The 17183-nt window shown below is 53.0% G+C and carries 13 protein-coding genes; 10 read left to right on the plus strand and 3 right to left on the minus strand.

The genetic code is table 11. From position 1 onward, the window contains the following. Positions 1-30: 30 nt before the first annotated feature. From pgk to Dpoa569_RS02675, 5 genes are all read left to right on the plus strand, one after another. Positions 31-1194, plus strand: a complete 1164-nt coding sequence (gene pgk / locus Dpoa569_RS02655) for a phosphoglycerate kinase (protein WP_042872921.1) — start codon at positions 31-33, stop codon at positions 1192-1194. 176 nt (positions 1195-1370) lie between these two features. Beyond that, positions 1371-2447: a class II fructose-bisphosphate aldolase gene (fbaA, locus tag Dpoa569_RS02660; RefSeq protein WP_042872919.1), complete on the plus strand. Its 1077-nt coding sequence runs from the start codon at positions 1371-1373 to the stop codon at positions 2445-2447. 110 nt (positions 2448-2557) lie between these two features. After that, complete coding sequence (gene mscS, locus Dpoa569_RS02665) at positions 2558-3442, plus strand: small-conductance mechanosensitive channel MscS (protein ID WP_042872917.1); 885 nt, start codon at positions 2558-2560, stop codon at positions 3440-3442. Between the two features lie 157 nt (positions 3443-3599). Beyond that, on the plus strand, positions 3600-4418 hold the full coding sequence (locus tag Dpoa569_RS02670) for an IclR family transcriptional regulator (protein WP_128569789.1): 819 nt from the start codon (positions 3600-3602) through the stop codon (positions 4416-4418). Positions 4419-4654: 236 nt separating this feature from the next. Beyond that, positions 4655-5329, plus strand: coding sequence for an oxidative stress defense protein (locus tag Dpoa569_RS02675; protein ID WP_407643807.1), 675 nt, complete (start codon positions 4655-4657; stop codon positions 5327-5329). 69 nt (positions 5330-5398) lie between these two features. On the opposite strand, the gene Dpoa569_RS02680 is transcribed toward Dpoa569_RS02675, so the two are convergent. Next, complete coding sequence (locus Dpoa569_RS02680) at positions 5399-6292, minus strand: LysR family transcriptional regulator ArgP (protein ID WP_042872912.1); 894 nt, start codon at positions 6290-6292, stop codon at positions 5399-5401. A gap of 196 nt (positions 6293-6488) precedes the next feature. Between Dpoa569_RS02680 and rpiA the strand changes: the two genes are divergently transcribed. Both rpiA and serA read left to right on the plus strand, forming a co-directional pair. Next, complete coding sequence (rpiA, locus tag Dpoa569_RS02685) at positions 6489-7151, plus strand: ribose-5-phosphate isomerase RpiA (RefSeq protein WP_042872910.1); 663 nt, start codon at positions 6489-6491, stop codon at positions 7149-7151. 319 nt (positions 7152-7470) lie between these two features. Continuing rightward, a complete protein-coding gene (gene serA / locus Dpoa569_RS02690; RefSeq protein WP_042872907.1) occupies positions 7471-8703 on the plus strand; it encodes a phosphoglycerate dehydrogenase in 1233 nt (410 codons plus the stop codon). Positions 8704-8790: 87 nt separating this feature from the next. On the opposite strand, the gene Dpoa569_RS02695 is transcribed toward serA, so the two are convergent. Then, complete coding sequence (locus Dpoa569_RS02695) at positions 8791-9792, minus strand: zinc-binding alcohol dehydrogenase family protein (RefSeq protein WP_042874087.1); 1002 nt, start codon at positions 9790-9792, stop codon at positions 8791-8793. Between the two features lie 110 nt (positions 9793-9902). Between Dpoa569_RS02695 and Dpoa569_RS02700 the strand changes: the two genes are divergently transcribed. Next, the gene (locus Dpoa569_RS02700; RefSeq protein ID WP_042872905.1) at positions 9903-10799 is read left to right on the plus strand and encodes a LysR family transcriptional regulator; all 897 of its coding nucleotides are present in this window, start codon (positions 9903-9905) and stop codon (positions 10797-10799) included. 374 nt (positions 10800-11173) lie between these two features. After that, complete coding sequence (locus Dpoa569_RS02705; RefSeq protein ID WP_042872903.1) at positions 11174-12880, plus strand: methyl-accepting chemotaxis protein; 1707 nt, start codon at positions 11174-11176, stop codon at positions 12878-12880. A 131-nt stretch (positions 12881-13011) separates the two neighbouring features. On the opposite strand, the gene ettA is transcribed toward Dpoa569_RS02705, so the two are convergent. Continuing rightward, complete coding sequence (gene ettA / locus Dpoa569_RS02710; RefSeq protein WP_042872900.1) at positions 13012-14676, minus strand: energy-dependent translational throttle protein EttA; 1665 nt, start codon at positions 14674-14676, stop codon at positions 13012-13014. 471 nt (positions 14677-15147) lie between these two features. Here ettA and sltY point away from each other — a divergent pair, with 471 nt between their 5' ends. Beyond that, positions 15148-17070 (plus strand): murein transglycosylase, encoded by a 1923-nt coding sequence (gene sltY, locus Dpoa569_RS02715; protein ID WP_164837119.1) that lies wholly within the window; start codon positions 15148-15150, stop codon positions 17068-17070. The last annotated feature ends 113 nt before the right edge of the window (positions 17071-17183 follow it).

Raw genomic sequence — 17183 nt, forward strand, 5'->3', positions numbered from 1 at the left:
CTTTAAACAGAATCAACAAGAGGATTCACCATGGCTGTAATTAAGATGACCGATCTGGATCTGGCTGGCAAACGCGTGCTGATCCGTGCGGATCTGAATGTGCCGGTTAAAGATGGCAAAGTGACGTCTGACGCCCGCATCCGCGCTTCTCTGCCGACCATTGAAATCGCCCTGAAGCAGGGTGCCCGCGTGATGGTGACATCCCACCTGGGTCGTCCGACCGAAGGCGAGTACAACGAAGAATTCTCCTTGCTGCCGGTAGTGAACTACCTGAAAGATCACCTGTCTTCACCAGTGCGTCTGGCGAAAGATTATCTGGATGGCGTTGACGTAGCAGAAGGCGAACTGGTGGTGTTGGAAAACGTTCGCTTCAACAAGGGTGAGAAGAAAGACGACGAAGTCCTGTCCAAAAAATATGCTGCACTGTGCGATGTGTTCGTGATGGATGCATTCGGCACCGCGCACCGTGCTCAGGCTTCGACCCACGGTGTGGGCAAGTTCGCGCCGATTGCCTGTGCTGGCCCGTTGTTGTCTGATGAACTGGAAGCCCTGGGCAAAGCACTGAGCAACCCGGCTCGTCCGATGGTGGCTATCGTCGGTGGCTCCAAAGTCTCTACCAAGCTGACCGTGCTGGACTCGCTGTCCAAAATTGCTGACCAGTTGATTGTCGGCGGCGGTATCGCTAATACCTTTGTTGCGGCTCAGGGGCATAACGTCGGCAAATCGCTGTACGAAGCGGAACTGATTCCGGAAGCGAAAAAACTGCTGGAAACCTGCGATATTCCGGTGCCGAGCGATGTGCGTGTTGCTACAGAATTCTCCGAAACTGCCACTGCAACATTGAAATCCGTTACCGCCATTAAAGATGATGAACAAATTCTGGATCTGGGCGATGTGTCTGCTGATCGTCTGGCTGAGATTCTGAAAAACGCCAAGACTATTCTGTGGAACGGCCCGGTTGGTGTATTCGAGTTCCCGAATTTCCGCAAAGGTACGGAAATCGTGGCGAATGCCATTGCCAACAGCGACGCGTTCTCTATTGCCGGCGGCGGCGACACACTGGCAGCTATCGATCTGTTCGGCATTGCCGACAAGATCTCCTATATTTCTACTGGCGGCGGCGCGTTCCTGGAGTTTGTGGAAGGCAAAAAACTGCCGGCGGTGGTAATGCTGGAAGAGCGCGCTCGTCAGTAAGCGGTTTTTAATCCGTTATCCGAAGCGGGAGCGCCTCCCGCTTCCTGGTTCCCGGTTTAGGTCGGGTAACCGCAGCAATGAATCGTAGTAATGCCGGTAATCACTGTATTGCCGGTAATAAATGAGTAACAGACAAATCTCAAACCTTCCACGGCCAACGAAACAGGACGCGTGACATGTCTAAAATCTTTGATTTCGTAAAACCTGGTGTCATCACGGGTGATGATGTTCAGAAAGTATTCGCAATTGCCAAAGAAAATAACTTTGCACTGCCAGCGGTTAACTGCGTCGGTACTGACTCCATTAACGGCGTTCTGGAAGCGGCAGCTAAAGTTCGCGCGCCGGTAATCGTTCAGTTCTCTAACGGTGGTGCGGCGTTTATCGCGGGTAAGGGCCTGAAAGCTGAAGGTCAGCAAGCGGCAATTCTGGGTGCGATTTCTGGCGCTCACCATGTACATCAGATGGCTGCACACTATGGCGTGCCAGTGATTCTGCACACCGACCATTGCGCGAAGAAACTGTTGCCGTGGCTGGACGGTCTGCTGGACGCCGGTGAGAAGCACTATGCCGCTACCGGTAAACCGCTGTTCTCTTCCCACATGATTGACCTGTCTGAAGAGTCGCTGGAAGAAAACATCGAAATTTGCAGCAAGTATCTGGCGCGTATGGCCAAACTGGATATGACGCTTGAAATCGAACTGGGTTGCACCGGCGGTGAAGAAGACGGCGTGGACAATAGCCATCTGGACAACTCCGCGCTGTATACCCAGCCGGAAGACGTAGCTTACGCCTACGAAAAACTGAACGCCATCAGCCCTCGCTTCACTATCGCCGCATCCTTCGGCAACGTACACGGTGTGTACAAGCCGGGTAACGTGCAACTGACGCCGAAAATCCTGCGCAACTCTCAGGAATATGTATCTAAGAAGTTCAATCTGCCGCACAACAGCCTGGATTTCGTATTTCACGGCGGTTCCGGTTCTTCTGCGGAAGAAATCGCCGAAGCAGTTAGCTACGGTGTGGTGAAGATGAATATCGACACCGACACCCAGTGGGCTACCTGGGAAGGCATCCTGAACTATTATAAGAAAAACGAAGGTTATCTGCAGGGTCAGCTGGGCAACCCGGAAGGCGACGACAAGCCGAACAAGAAATACTATGACCCGCGTGTCTGGCTGCGTGCTGGTCAGGCGAGCATGGTGACTCGTCTGGAACAAGCGTTTAAAGAACTGAACGCAGTCGATGTACTGTAATTATCGGACTGGCTGTCATTATTCGACAGATAGTTTGACTAAGGCTCCTGCGGGAGCCTTCATTTTATCTGCGCACAGGTAACGCTAATCATGTTAACAGGAGCGAACAGATGGAAGAACTCAACGTAGCTGAAAGCATGGGGCAATTGCAGAGCTGGCTGGTTAACAATCAGCATATCTTGTTGCAGTACGCGGTGAATGTCGTTGCCTCGCTGGTGATTCTGAGTGTCGGGATGCTGGTCGCCCGCATTATGTCGAACATGTTAAATCGGCTGATGGTCGCCCGTGGTATTGACGTCACGGTGGCGGATTTTCTGTCTGCGTTGGTGCGTTACGGCATTGTCGCGTTTGCGCTGATCGCTGCGTTAAGCCGGGTGGGCGTGCAAACCGCATCGGTCATCGCGGTATTGGGTGCGGCCGGTCTGGCGGTCGGTTTGGCTCTGCAAGGCTCGCTGTCGAATTTTGCCGCTGGGTTGCTGCTGGTGGTGTTTCGGCCCTTTCGCATCGGAGAAGCGGTAGATTTGGGCGGGATTGCCGGAACTGTCACGCAGGTGCAGATTTTTTCCACCACGCTGCTGACTGCTGACGGCAAAGTCATCGTGGTACCAAATGGTAAAATTATCGCCGGCAATATTATCAACAGTTCCCGTGAACCACATCGTCGTACCGAAATTATTGTTGGTGTGGCGTATGACGCCGATATTGATGTGGTGAAAAAAGTGCTGGGAGATATCGTAGCCGCAGATAATCGCATTCTGCGAGATAAAGGCGTCACTGTTCGGCTTAATGAGATGGGGTCATCTTCGCTTAATTTTGTGGTTCGGGTATGGACTGACAACAGTGATGCGGCATCGGTGTACTGGGATCTGCTGGAAAACTTCAAACGCGCTCTGGATGAACACCGCATCGGTATTCCTTATCCCCAGATGGACGTGCACCTGCATTATGCTTCGTTGCCTGCGCAAGCCGGTTCTGGCGAGGCAGCTACGCGGTAAAGGCATTTACCCGGTAATAGCAGGTTTTTTACGTTGGTGGCGGTCAGTGGCGGCACGAAGGTCATTGCCGCTATTGCATCGCACAACATGCAGTTTCATGATGGTTCTCGTATCGTCAGGTTGATGTCCTGACGGGCGTAATGAGAGGCGGCCAGACGTGATAAATGAACACAGCGTTGAGGAAGAGGGAAAAGCGGATAAGCCGCTGGGCAGCCAAAGTTTGTTTCGTGGTTTGCAGTTGATCGAAATTCTCAGTGATTATCCCAATGGGTGCCCACTGGCGCGGATTGCCGAGTTGTCCGGCATGAATAAAAGCACTGTTCACCGCTTGTTGCAGGGGTTGGCTGGATGCGGCTACGTAGCGCCTGCCAGCCAGCCGGGCAGCTATCGGCAGACCACCAGGTTCATCGCTATCGGCCATAAGGTGCTCTCGTCGCTGAATGTGTTGCACGTAGCGGCGCCGCATCTTGAAGAGCTAAACCTGATAGTAGGTGAAACCGTCAATTTCTCAACGCGTGAAGATGACCACGCGATTCTGATTTACAAACTTGAACCCACTACCGGCATGATGCGCACCCGTGCCTATATTGGCCAGCATATGCCTTTGCATAGTTCGGCAATGGGGAAGATTTTCATGGCCTATGGTGCAGATGACTACCCGGCTGAATACTGGCGTAACCATCAGCACAGTATTTTCCCTCTGACCGACAATACCATCATTGCGTTGCCTGCCATGGAACGGGAACTAGCGGAGATTCGTCGCCAGGGGTTAGCGATGGACAGGGAAGAGAATGAACTGGGCGTTTCCTGCATTTCTGCGCCGGTGTTTGATATTCAGCATCGGGTGGCGTATGCCGTTTCCATTTCCCTGTCGATGGCGCGTTTGCAACAGATTGGTATTGATGCGCTGGTTGCGCCGTTGCGGAAAACAGCACGGAATATCTCTCTCGAACTGGGGTTTACGCCGCCGGCGTAAACGCTCGGATTCCATCCGGTTATGTTATCCGTAACCGGTATTCAGGTATTCACCGACTTATTCAGACATTCACCTATTCAGACATTCACCTATTCAGACATTCACCTATTCAGACATTCGCCTATATTGAATACGGCCTGCCTGGAGTAGGCTTTTGCACTTATTCACTCACTCGCCAGGGAGATACTGTGAAGCTGAACGTGTTGGTATTGACCACGCTGCTTGGCCTGTCGTCGATGGCGGTTCAGGCCGGCAATGAATTACCCAACGGACCGCACATTGTGACCTCCGGTACTGCCAGTGTTGATGCAACGCCGGATATTGCCCGGCTGGCGATAGAAGTCAGCGCGTCATCCAGGGATGTGTCCGACGCCAAAAAGCAGGTGGATGAACGGGTTGCACAATATTTTGCTTTTCTGGATAAACACGGTATCGACAAGAAAGATATCAACGCGGCCAACCTGCGTACGCAGCCGGAGTACGATTATCTGAAAAACGGCGGCTCGGTACTGAAAGGCTATCGGGCGGTGCGTCAGGTGGAAGTGACGTTGCGCCAGTTAGATAAGCTCAATGAATTGCTGGATGGTGCGCTCAAGTCTGGTCTTAACGAGGTTAGGGCGGTGGAGCTGGGGGTGTCTAACCCGGATGCTTATCGTGAACAGGCGCGCAAAAAAGCGATAGCGCAGGCGATATTACAGGCGCAGTCGCTGGCAACCGGGTTTAGTGCCGCGCTGGGACCGGTCTACAGCATCCGCTATCACGTTGCCAACTACCAACCGGTGCCGGTCGCCCGCTTGTTCAAGGCTACCAATATGGTGGCGCAGAGTGACGTTTCGCAGACTTACGAGCAGCAGACCATTCACTTTGACGATCAGGTGGATGTGGTGTTTGAGTTGCAACGTGCGCCCTGAACCGGGCGCAGCGCTGTTTTGGACGATGAGTTTTAAAAGCTGATTTTTGGGTCAGGATTGATAGTTGGGTCAGGATTGGCGCAACACCTGATGTCCGTGTGTGAGCAGGGCATCGGTGACCCGCCGCATCATCCGGCTCTCCGGTGCGAAGCGATGCCAGTAAAGCATACGGCGCTGGAACAGGCCCGGCGTCAGGTCGATCAGCTCGCCGTTCGCCAGTTCTCTCTCGATCTGTAAATGCGGGATCATACAGCAGGTGGTGCCCTGACGAGCGAGCTGTACGAAGGCCTCGGATGAGTTAACGATGTGGCAGGGTACGCTACCGGGCGACAGGTCGAAGTTCTGCTGCAAAAATGCCTGATGCATGTCATCCAAATGATCGAACGCGACTACCGGTGCGCGCAGGAGCGCAGAGCGGGTTACGCCGTTCGGGAAGTAGCGGTTGGCGAATCCCGGCGAGGCCACGAACAGATAATCCAGCGCACCCAGCTTATCCACCAGACAGCTGGGCAGCGGCTGCGGCTGAATACTCACGGCTCCCACCACTTCACCCCGGCGCAGGCGTTCCTGAGTACGGGTTTCGTCTTCCACCTGCAAATTTAGTCTTATCGGTGAATCCACCAGCACCGGTTGCAGCGCGGGTAATAACCAGGTTGCCAGACTATCGGCGTTGACCGCCAAAGACAGCAGCAGCGGCGTTTCGTTGCTGTTTTCGTTGCCCAGCCACTCTTCTTCCAGCAATTCCACCTGATGCAGCAGCGCTAACAACTTCTGCCCTTGTTCCGTCGGACGCGGCGGAATCGTTCTCACCAGCAACGGCTGGCCGAACAGGTTCTCCAGCTGTTTGATGCGCTGTGATACGGCGGACTGCGTAATACAGAGTTTTTGTGCGGCGCGCTCAAAGCCACGCTCTCGAATTACGGCGTCCAGCGCCTGAAGCGTGCGGTAGTCCGGGCGTTTCATAAAGGTGAAGATTCCTTTGCGTAAAAACTATATTCGGCAATATGCCACATTTTTGTGAGGTATCGCCGAAAAAAATCGCCAGGTCTGCTGCAACGAGACGGAAATATTGCCATGCCCGACGGACAAATCCCTCCTTTTGAGCATGTCATGCCCTATAATACGCACACGTTTTCGTAGCTACAGGCACAAGCACATCATGACGCAGGATGAACTGAAAAAAGCCGTTGGCTGGGCAGCGCTCGATTATGTTCGCCCCGGTACTATTGTTGGGGTGGGAACCGGTTCCACCGCCGCCCACTTTATTGACGCGCTGGGTTCTATCAAACACCAGATCGAAGGCGCGGTTTCCAGCTCGGATGCTTCCACCGCCAAACTTAAAAGCCTGGGGATCCCGGTCTTTGACTGCAATGACGTGGAGGCACTCGATGTTTACGTTGATGGTGCGGATGAAATCAATCCACACATGCAGATGATCAAAGGGGGTGGCGCCGCATTGACCCGCGAAAAAATCGTGGCGGCGATCGCCCGTCAGTTCGTATGTATTGTTGATGCGACCAAGCAAGTGGATGTGCTGGGGCGCTTTCCGCTGCCGGTGGAAGTGATTCCGATGGCGCGTGCCTATGTTGCTCGTGAGCTAGTCAAAATGGGCGGCCAGCCGGTATACCGCGACGGTGTGATCACCGATAACGGCAACATTATTCTGGATGTACACAATATGAATTTGTCGGATGCGGTGGCGATGGAGAACCGTATCAATAGTCTGGCTGGTGTGGTTACCGTAGGCTTGTTCGCTAATCGTGGTGCGGACGTCGCACTGGTAGGTACTGCGGACGGCGTGAAGACCGTACGTCTGAAATAAGCCATTCCTGAATTAACGTATTGTTGTTTCTTGCAGTGATCCGGTCATGCCAGCAGTGGCCGGATTTTTTTATCTAAAAAATCCGACTTTCTCTAACGTCTCATTTTTGGTACTTAATATCAGCTTTTCTTATTTCGCATCATCCCTGTGTGGCCCGTTTGGTGGTTGGCAGTATTTTTTACCATGAAAAGGTCGGACAGAGGGGCGATGGAAGTACGGATAGGCAATCGTTTGTATTGCCGCTTGCGTATTTTTTGTTATGTTTGCAGGAATCGGTTCGCAAACCGCTATGGCTGAAGTCTGAAAATAAGGTCGGGAAATGGCAAAGGTATCACTGGAAAAAGACAAGATTAAGTTTCTGCTGTTGGAGGGGGTACACCCTAATGCGCTGGAGGATCTGCGCGCTGCAGGTTACACCAATATTGAATACCATAAGGGGGCGCTTGACCCGGAAGCGCTGAAAGCATCGATTCGTGATGCGCACTTTGTGGGGATTCGATCACGTACGCATCTGACGGAAGAGATTTTCGCTGCGGCTGAAAAACTGGTAGCCGTTGGTTGTTTTTGCATCGGTACCAACCAGGTTGAGCTGCCTGCGGCCACCAAGCGTGGTATTCCAGTCTTCAACGCACCTTTTTCCAATACCCGTTCTGTGGCCGAACTGGTGATCGGTGAATTGCTGTTGCTGCTGCGCGGTATTCCGAGCGCCAACGCTAAAGCTCACCGTGGTATCTGGCACAAACAGGCCGTTGGCTGTTTTGAAGCACGCGGCAAGAAACTGGGCATCATTGGTTACGGTCACATCGGTACTCAACTGGGTATTCTGGCCGAAAGCCTGGGAATGCACGTCTATTTCTATGATATCGAAAGCAAACTGCCGTTGGGTAATGCCCAACAGGTGCGTGAGCTGTCTGAACTGTTGAACATGAGTGACGTGGTCAGCCTGCATGTGCCGGAAACCGACAGTACCCAGAATATGATCGGTGCCGCTGAATTGGCGCAGATGAAGCCGGGTTCGATCCTGATCAACGCATCACGCGGCACTGTTGTCGATATTCCAGCGCTGAGCAACGCGCTTGCCAGCAAGCATCTTTCCGGTGCGGCTATCGATGTGTTCCCACAGGAGCCAGCGACCAATAGTGATCCATTCCAGTCGCCGTTGTGTGAGTTCGATAACGTTATCCTGACGCCGCATATTGGCGGTTCCACTGAGGAGGCGCAGGAGAATATTGGCGGAGAAGTTGCCGGGAAACTGGTGAAATATTCCGATAACGGCTCCACCTTGTCCGCTGTCAACTTCCCGGAAGTCTCGCTGCCGACGCACAGTGATCGCGCCAGCCGTTTGCTACACATCCATGAAAACCGTCCCGGTATCATGACGCAAATTAACAACATCTTTGCCGAGCAGGGAATCAACATTGCGGCTCAGTACCTGCAGACTAGCCCGACAATCGGTTATGTGGTTATTGATGTGGAAACCGATGGTGCCGACACCGCGCTGCAACTGATGAAATCCATCCCTGGCACCATTCGTGCGCGCCTGCTGTACTAAGTGGTGGGGATAGTCAGTGAGTGATGACCGATAATTCGGTCTTATGAGGAAGCCAGCCCTGACAGGCTGGCTTTTTTACTGCAGTCTTTAGAGAGTAATAACGGCTTTACCACGCATATGCCCAGCCAATACGGCTTCGTGCGCCTGCTTTAGCGTCTCGGTGGTGAGCCCGCTAAAGGTCTGGCTGAGTGTACCCTGCAATGTGCCGTTATCGACCCGTTGCGCTACCTCACGCAGAATCTCTCCCTGACGAGCCATGTCTGGCGTGGCAAACATGCTGCGAGTGAACATAAATTCCCAGTGCAGTGCAGCACTTTTCAATTTCAACGCGTTCTGATCCAGCGGACGCGTATTTTCCACGATGGTGCAGATATGTCCCATTGGGGCGATTAACCGGCTGATGGCATCCCAATGGCCGTCGGTATCATTCAGGCAGAAAATATAATCAACCTGCTCGATCCCCTGTTTTTTCAATTCATCCACCAGATGGCGATAATCCACCACCAGATGCGCACCGCGGTCACGGCACCATTGTGCGGAATCGGGACGTGAAGCGGTAGCGATGACCGTCACCTCACTGCGCTGTGCCGCCAGCGAAATAGCCAGCGAGCCGACGCCGCCCGCACCGCCGATAATCAACAGCGTTTTGCCTTTAGCTGCGTCCTGAATATTCAGATGCTCGAATAATCCTTCCCAGGCGGTCAGGGCTGTCAGGGGCAGGGCGGCAGCTTCAGCCCAGTTGAGTGAAGTGGGTTTATGCGCGGCGATACGTGCATCAACCAGTTGGTGCGAGCTGTTGCTGCCGGAGCGTGTGATATCGCCGGCATACCAGACTTCGTCGCCTGCTTTGAAACCACTCACCGCCGAACCGGTTTTTATTACTATTCCACTGGCATCCCATCCAAGAATACGTGGATGTTGCAGGCCGTCCCGGCGTAGTCCCGCGTGTACCTTGGTATCTACCGGATTAACCGATACCGCTTTTACGGCTACCAGCAGGTCATGTTCACCGGGATGCGGTAATTCAGCGGTGATTTCTACAAAGTTCTCAGGTTGCCTGGGATCAACGGCGATTGCTTTTACTGTCATGATCAATGTTCCCATCGTTACGTGTTGGACTGGATAACAGTGTAGACCCTGTCGATAGTGCTGATAAGATGGACAATTACTAACGACGTGTTCGGCTGAGAAGAACAATCATGTTCAAGCAATTACAGGATATGGCGCTATTCGCATTAGTGGCGGAATGCGGCAGTTTCACCGAAGCGGCCAGACAGGCGGGTATGGCCAAGTCGAGTCTCAGTCTACGAGTCAGCCAACTGGAGCAATCGCTGGGGTTGCGGCTGTTCAACCGTACTACCCGCAAGCTCAATCTAACCTTTGCTGGCGAACGCTATCTGGTGCATTGCCGGGAGATGCGACAGGCCAGTGAACGCGCCGAGATGGCAATGCAGCATTTGCGCGATAACCCCAGCGGACGCCTGCGGATAACCAGCCCTGCCGGATTGGGCGCTACTCTGTTGGCGCGTCTGATAGCGGAGTTTCAGTCACGCTTTCCGGTGGTTTCGCTGGATATTGTTATTGCTGATCGGGTCATCGACCTGGTGGAAGAGGGGTTTGATGTTGCGTTGCGCACCGGTAAACCACAGGATTCTTCCCTGATTGGCCGTCCTCTGGGTCGAGTGTCGCACTATCTGGTCGCTTCGGTTGCCTATCTGGCGGGATTTTCGCCGATTACACATCCGCGTCAACTGCAGTCGCACCGGTGTATCGCGCACAAAGCCTGGCCAGAATGGGGGTTTCACCGTGAAGCGGAGTATTTTCTCTGGCGGTTGCCTCAATCGCACATCACCGATAATTTGCTGTATGCTCGCGCTTGTGCACTGGCTGGCGGCGGTATTACGTTGTTACCGGCATTTTTGTGCCGCGAGCAGATAGATAGCGGTGAGCTGGCTTGCCTTTTGCCTGAATGGCAGGCAGATACCAACGATCTCTATTTGATTTATCCAGGCCGCAGATTGAACTCTCCCGCTCTCAACTGTTTTATTGATTTTGCTCTGAGTTTTACCGCATCGTGCGACTATTCTGCACCTTAGGCGTAACCTCGTTATGTTATGAGCCAGGATATAATACCGGGCTAAAATCTGTGCCTTCTGACTGAAAGGGGATGCTATTCCGGACAGATGGCGGGATAACTCAGCAAGAAAAAGCAACCTGAGCATTTCGGTTGGTTATTTATTAGCACAGCGTGCTACCGTCATCACGGTTTTTCTTTCTAAAAGAAATAATAATGCAATTTAATTAAAATAATGTTTTAATTTTTCTGAGGCGATGTTTGTTGCCTTATCTGATAGTTATGTGGCAGTAGGTTTTGGTCGCCGGGAAATAATGAATAGCATAAAGCTTACGTGCTTCTGCTAGTGATATAGTGGGAGTGATCGGCATCTTGTAGTGAAAGTGAGAAATCGGAATGGCAGAACAAAAAGGAAATGTCTCTTCTATAAATAACGTTCGTCTTGTGACACTGTTTATCACGCTGTTAACTATTATTCTGCTGCTCTTTGCCCTCTCAATTGGTACTGCCAGTTATTTTCTCAAGCAGAGTAATTCATCTCTTGATCGGGCTAACCTGATTTCTGATATTCGCGCCGGGATTAGCAGCAGCATGGATCAGTTCCGTGTTTCCCGTCAGTTACTGGTACAAGCCGTAGCGGCGTCGCGCATCGGTGATACTGAAGCCTACAATCAGACTTTTACTGAGGGGGCGGAGCGCATCAAAAGTTCACAGAAGCGTTTTGATGAGTATATGGCCCGTACCGACAAGTCGAGCGTAGAGAGGGATCTGGATGCTGAGTTGACTGCTAACTATATCGCTTATCGGGACAAGGTAATGATACCGATGGTGGATTTGGTGCGTAACGGTCAGTTCGAAAGCACCATTGAGCTGGAAACGACGCTGGCGCGCCGGTTAGATACTAATTATGCTGTTCTGGTGCGCAAGGAAGTGAAATACCTGACGGAACATGCAAACAGTATTAATGCGCTGGCTGATGCTAATGCTCGTCTGGGCAATATCCTGATGGCGGTCTCGTTCATTCTGGCAATTCTGCTGGCGGGGCTGACTTATCTGGTCATCCGTCGGGCGATTCTGGTGCCCGTTAATGTGCTGATTGCTCGTATCCAGAAAATTGCGCAGGGTGATCTGACACAACCTGCTGAAAATCTTGGACGCAACGAAATTGGTGTTTTGGGGCAAAACCTGCAGCATATGCAGGAATCGCTGACGAATACGGTGACTATCGTCCGTGAAGGGGCCGACTCTATTTATCAGGGCGCTTCTGAAATCAGTGCCGGTAATATTGATCTTTCTTCCCGCACTGAGCAGCAGGCGGCGGCACTGGAACAGACGGCAGCCAGCATGGAGGAATTGACTTCCACGGTTAAGCAGAACTCGGATAACGCTAATCATGCCAGTCAACTGGCGCGTAATGCATCCAGCAAGGCGGAGCAAGGGGGCAATATTGTTCAGGATGTCGTGAAAACCATGGGCGATATTTCTTCCAGTTCGAAAAGAATCTCTGAAATTACCAGTGTTATCAATGGTATCGCTTTCCAGACGAATATCCTGGCACTGAATGCTGCTGTAGAGGCAGCGCGTGCTGGCGAGCAAGGCCGTGGCTTTGCGGTGGTCGCCGGAGAAGTGCGCAGTCTGGCGCAACGTAGTGCGCAGGCAGCAAAGGAAATTGAATCATTGATTGGTGAATCAGGCAGACTGGTGGATACCGGTTCGGAACTGGTGGCAAAAGCTGGCGAGACCATGGAAGAGATTGTGAAGGCGGTAGTCAGTGTGACGGATATTATGGGTGAGATTGCCTCCGCATCTGATGAGCAAAGTCGGGGAATTGGTCAGGTGAATCAGGCTGTGCTGGAAATGGAAGGTACGACCCAGCAGAACTCAGCGCTGGTTCAGGAGGCCTCAGCCGCGGCTTCCTCACTGGAATCGCAAGCGGAACGTTTGACCCAGGCGGTAGCGGTGTTCAGGATAAGTCATGGCAGGAACAATCAACCGGTTCGTACGTCGTTGCCGTCCCGGCCAACTTTACAGGCAATTCCCGCAGTGGCGGTTATAGGTGCGGCCAAAGGGAGCCGTAACGACCAGAATTGGGAGACATTCTGAGTACTGCTATGTGTGGTTGAATCAGTCACACAACAGGATGTCCTATATGTTCTATGAAAAAGCCCACCAGACTGTGGGCTTTTTTGTCTGTCCCGGCAAAAACACCGCGACAGAAATGGGGTGGCACGGTGTCACGCCATTTTTTTATACTTGATGCGATGCGGTTCCAGCGCTTCTGCACCCAGTGTGCGTTTTTTGTACTCTTCGTATTCTGTGAAGTTGCCTTCAAAGAATTCCACCTTACCTTCATCCTGATAGTCGATGATATGGGTGGCGATACGGTCCAGGAACCAGCGGTCATGGGAAATGACCATGGCGCAGCCGGGGAATTCCAGCAAGGCGTTTTCCAGCGCTCGCAGGGTTTCGATGTCCAGATCGTTGGTCGGTTCGTCAAGCAGCAGCATATTGCCGCCAACTTGCAACAGTTTGGCCAGATGTACGCGGCCACGCTCGCCACCGGAGAGTTCCCCGATACGCTTGCCCTGATCGACGCCTTTGAAGTTAAAACGACCGACATAGGCGCGGCTTGGGATCTCGAAATTGCCGATGCGCATGATGTCCTGACCGCCAGAAACCTCTTCCCATACGGTCTTGCTGCCGTCCATTTTGTCACGGAACTGATCGACTGACGCCAGTTGAACGGTTTCGCCCAGCGAGATAGTACCGGAGTCCGGCTGCTCCTGTGCGGATAGCATACGGAACAACGTCGATTTACCGGCGCCGTTGGGGCCGATAATCCCGACGATGGCACCTTTAGGAATAGAGAACGACAGGTTGTCGATCAGCACCCGGTCACCATAGGATTTGGTGAGATTCTGTACATCCAGCACTTTGTCGCCAAGGCGAGGACCCGGCGGAATAAACAGCTCGCTGGTTTCGTTACGCTTCTGGTATTCCACGCTGTTAAGTTCATCGAAGCGAGCCAGACGGGCTTTGCCTTTGGCCTGACGACCTTTTGGATTTTGGCGCACCCATTCCAGTTCTTTTTCGATGGATTTGCGTCGGGCAGCTTCAGTCGCCGCTTCTTGTGCCAGACGCTGGTCTTTCTGCTCCAGCCAGGAAGAATAGTTGCCTTCCCATGGAATCCCTTCGCCACGGTCCAGTTCCAGAATCCAGCCCGCGACGTTATCAAGGAAGTAACGGTCATGGGTGATAGCAACGACAGTGCCTTCGTAGTCGTGCAGGAAGCGCTCCAACCAGGCGACGGATTCCGCATCCAGGTGGTTGGTCGGTTCGTCGAGCAGCAGCATGTCGGGCTTTTCCAACAGCAGGCGGCAGATGGCGACACGACGGCGTTCACCACCGGAGAGGGTAGCGATTTTGGCATCCCACGGCGGCAGACGCAGCGCATCGGCGGCCCGTTCCAGTTGGTTATCAAGATTATGGCCGTCGTGGGCCTGAATAATAGCTTCCAGCTCACCTTGTTCTTTTGCCAGCTTATCGAAGTCGGCATCCGGATCCGCATAGGCGGCATAGACTTCGTCCAGACGGGTCAGTGCATGTTTCACTTCGCTGACCGCCTCTTCAATCGCTTCGCGGACGGTGTGCTCCAGATTCAACTGGGGCTCCTGAGGCAGATAGCCGATCTTGATTCCCGGTTGTGGGCGAGCCTCGCCTTCGATGTCTTTATCGATCCCTGCCATGATGCGCAGCAGAGTAGATTTACCCGCCCCGTTCAGACCCAGCACGCCGATTTTGGCGCCGGGGAAGAAACTAAGGGAGATATTTTTCAGGATATGGCGCTTCGGCGGAACGACTTTTCCGACGCGATGCATGGTGTAAACGTATTGAGCCACGTTGCTCTGAGCCTCTTTTCTGTCCAGTTTAGCGTTATGCCATTAAAAGCATGGCGCCTGTAGGGGCATGATACCGGAAGAGCAGTGATGCTCCGCCAGCAAAAGGAAATTTATTGTCGACGGAGTTTATCTGTTTTCGCCTCATGATCCCAGCCATCCTGTCACGGTGTTGTTGACTCTGAGAAGCTGCTTCCATCCTTGGTGGCATAGTTGATGCGGGTATCAGCCGAAATTGCGAATTTCCTTGGAAATAAAGGGGAAACGCTGTGAATTTCACTCTGTTTTAGGGCGCTTTCGGCGTATTGTTACCAGGCAGTATGATATGCCACACTGATTTGGTTTGAAAAAAAGCCAATCAGTCAATGCCATGCGGTCGTTGTTGGCGTGGTATTGATGCTCGGTGGTATTGGCGACAGCGTTCGGCGCAATGGCAGAAACGATAGCGAGTGAGGTCAGGGCAGTATGTTCAAAATAGGGTATTGGCGCTATGTAGCCGCCGTGCTATGTCTCGTTGGGGTATCGTGCCAGGTACTGGCGGACTCGCTGGATGAGCAGCGCCAGCGCTATCAGCAGGTCAAGTCTGCCTGGGATAACAATCAGATGGATGTGGTTTCCCAATTGATGCCGACGTTGCGTGATTACCCGCTTTATCCTTATCTGGAATACCGTGCGCTGACGCAGGACCTATCGGTGCTGAGTACTGCGCAGGTCAGGCAGTTTATGGCTTCACACCCGACGCTGCCCGCCGTGCGTACGCTCAATAACAGTTTTATCAATGAACTGGCTCGTCGTCAGGACTGGAACGGTTTGTTGGCTTTCAACCCGGAGCAGCCTAAGCCGGTCGCTTCCCTCTGCAATTATTTGTATGCCAAAGTCATGGTTGGGCAGCCGCAAGGTGTCTGGGAGCAGGCGCGCGATATCTGGCTGACTGGTCGTTCACTGCCGCCCACGTGTGACAAGCTGTTTTCCGCCTGGGAGCAACAGGGGGGATTGACATCGTTCATGGTGCTTGAACGGATGCGGCTGGCGATGGATTCAGGCAGTGCAGGTCTGGTGAATCATCTTGCCAGACAATTACCGGCAGAGTACAAAACCATCGTTGAAGCGTTGCTGAAATTGCAAAGTAATCCTAAAACGATTGAGCGCTTTGCACGGTCAGTCGGCCCAACGGATTTTACCCGCAAGGCGGTATTATCGGCGTTTAACCGCATTGCCCGCGAAGACCCTGATGCGGCGCGGGCATTGTTGCCACAACTGGTTCGCTTGCAGAAAATGCGTCCGCAGGAGCGCCAGACCATGGAGGATGACGTTGCCTGGCGTCTGATGAACAGTGATGCGACTGAAGAACAGGCACGCTGGCGCGATGCTGTAATTTTGCGTAGCAATTCGGCGCCGCTGCTGGAGCGGCGTGTTCGCATGGCTCTGGGGCAGGGGGATAGACTAGGGCTTGCCCAGTGGATAGCGCGTTTGCCGGTGGATGTGCAGCAAAAGGATGAATGGCGTTACTGGCGAGCCGTACTGCTGATAGAACAAGGGCAAAAGCAAGAGGGCGAGAATCAACTGCGTGACCTGATGAAAATCCGTGGTTTTTACCCGATGGCCGCTGCGCAGAAGCTCAATGTCAATTATCCGCTGACTATCATGATTGCTGCCAAACCTGAGCGATCAATTGGGCAGTTACCTGAGGTCGTTCGGGTACGTGAATTGATGTTTTGGGGACTGGAAAGCCTGGCTCGTTCTGAATGGTCAGGGTTGGTGGCCAGCCGTGATCGCGCACAGCAGGAGGCGCTGGCGCGCTTTGCGCTTGAGCAACGCTGGTATGATTTGAGTGTGCAAGCCACGATTGTGGCGAAACTGTGGGATAATCTGGAAGAACGCTTCCCGCTGGCATGGAGCGACGATTTCCGTCAGGCTACGCAGGGTAAAGGCATCAGCCAGAGTTATGCTATGGCAATTGCCCGTCAGGAAAGTGCCTGGAACCCACAGGCTCATTCCGCGGTAGGCGCATCTGGGTTGATGCAACTGATGCCTGCTACGGCGCAGCACACTGCCGAGATGTTCAACATCGCCAGTTATACCAATAGCAGCCAGTTGCTGGACCCGCAGACGAATATCCAGCTTGGCACCAGTTATCTTGACTATGTCTATCAGTCGTTCGGTCAGAACCGTATTTTGGCATCTGCCGCTTATAACGCTGGGCCGTCACGGGTGAGTAGCTGGCTAAAAGACAGCAATGGCCGGATTGACGCTATCGCGTTTGTAGAAAGCATCCCGTTTTCTGAAACGCGAGGATACGTTAAAAACGTGCTGGCGTATGACGTTTTCTACCGTAGCCTGATGCAACAGCGCCAGACCGCCTTATTGATGGACAATGAGTGGCTACGGCGTTATTAACCGGGGAATGATTAACCAGACAATTATTACCCAACCAATAGCGAGGGGGCACACCCGGCTCCCTGTTTTAGCTGAGAACGGGGGCGTCGTACGGGTAATGGTTGTTTGAACAC

The organism is Dickeya poaceiphila (genome assembly GCF_007858975.2).
GTDB lineage: Bacteria > Pseudomonadota > Gammaproteobacteria > Enterobacterales > Enterobacteriaceae > Dickeya > Dickeya poaceiphila.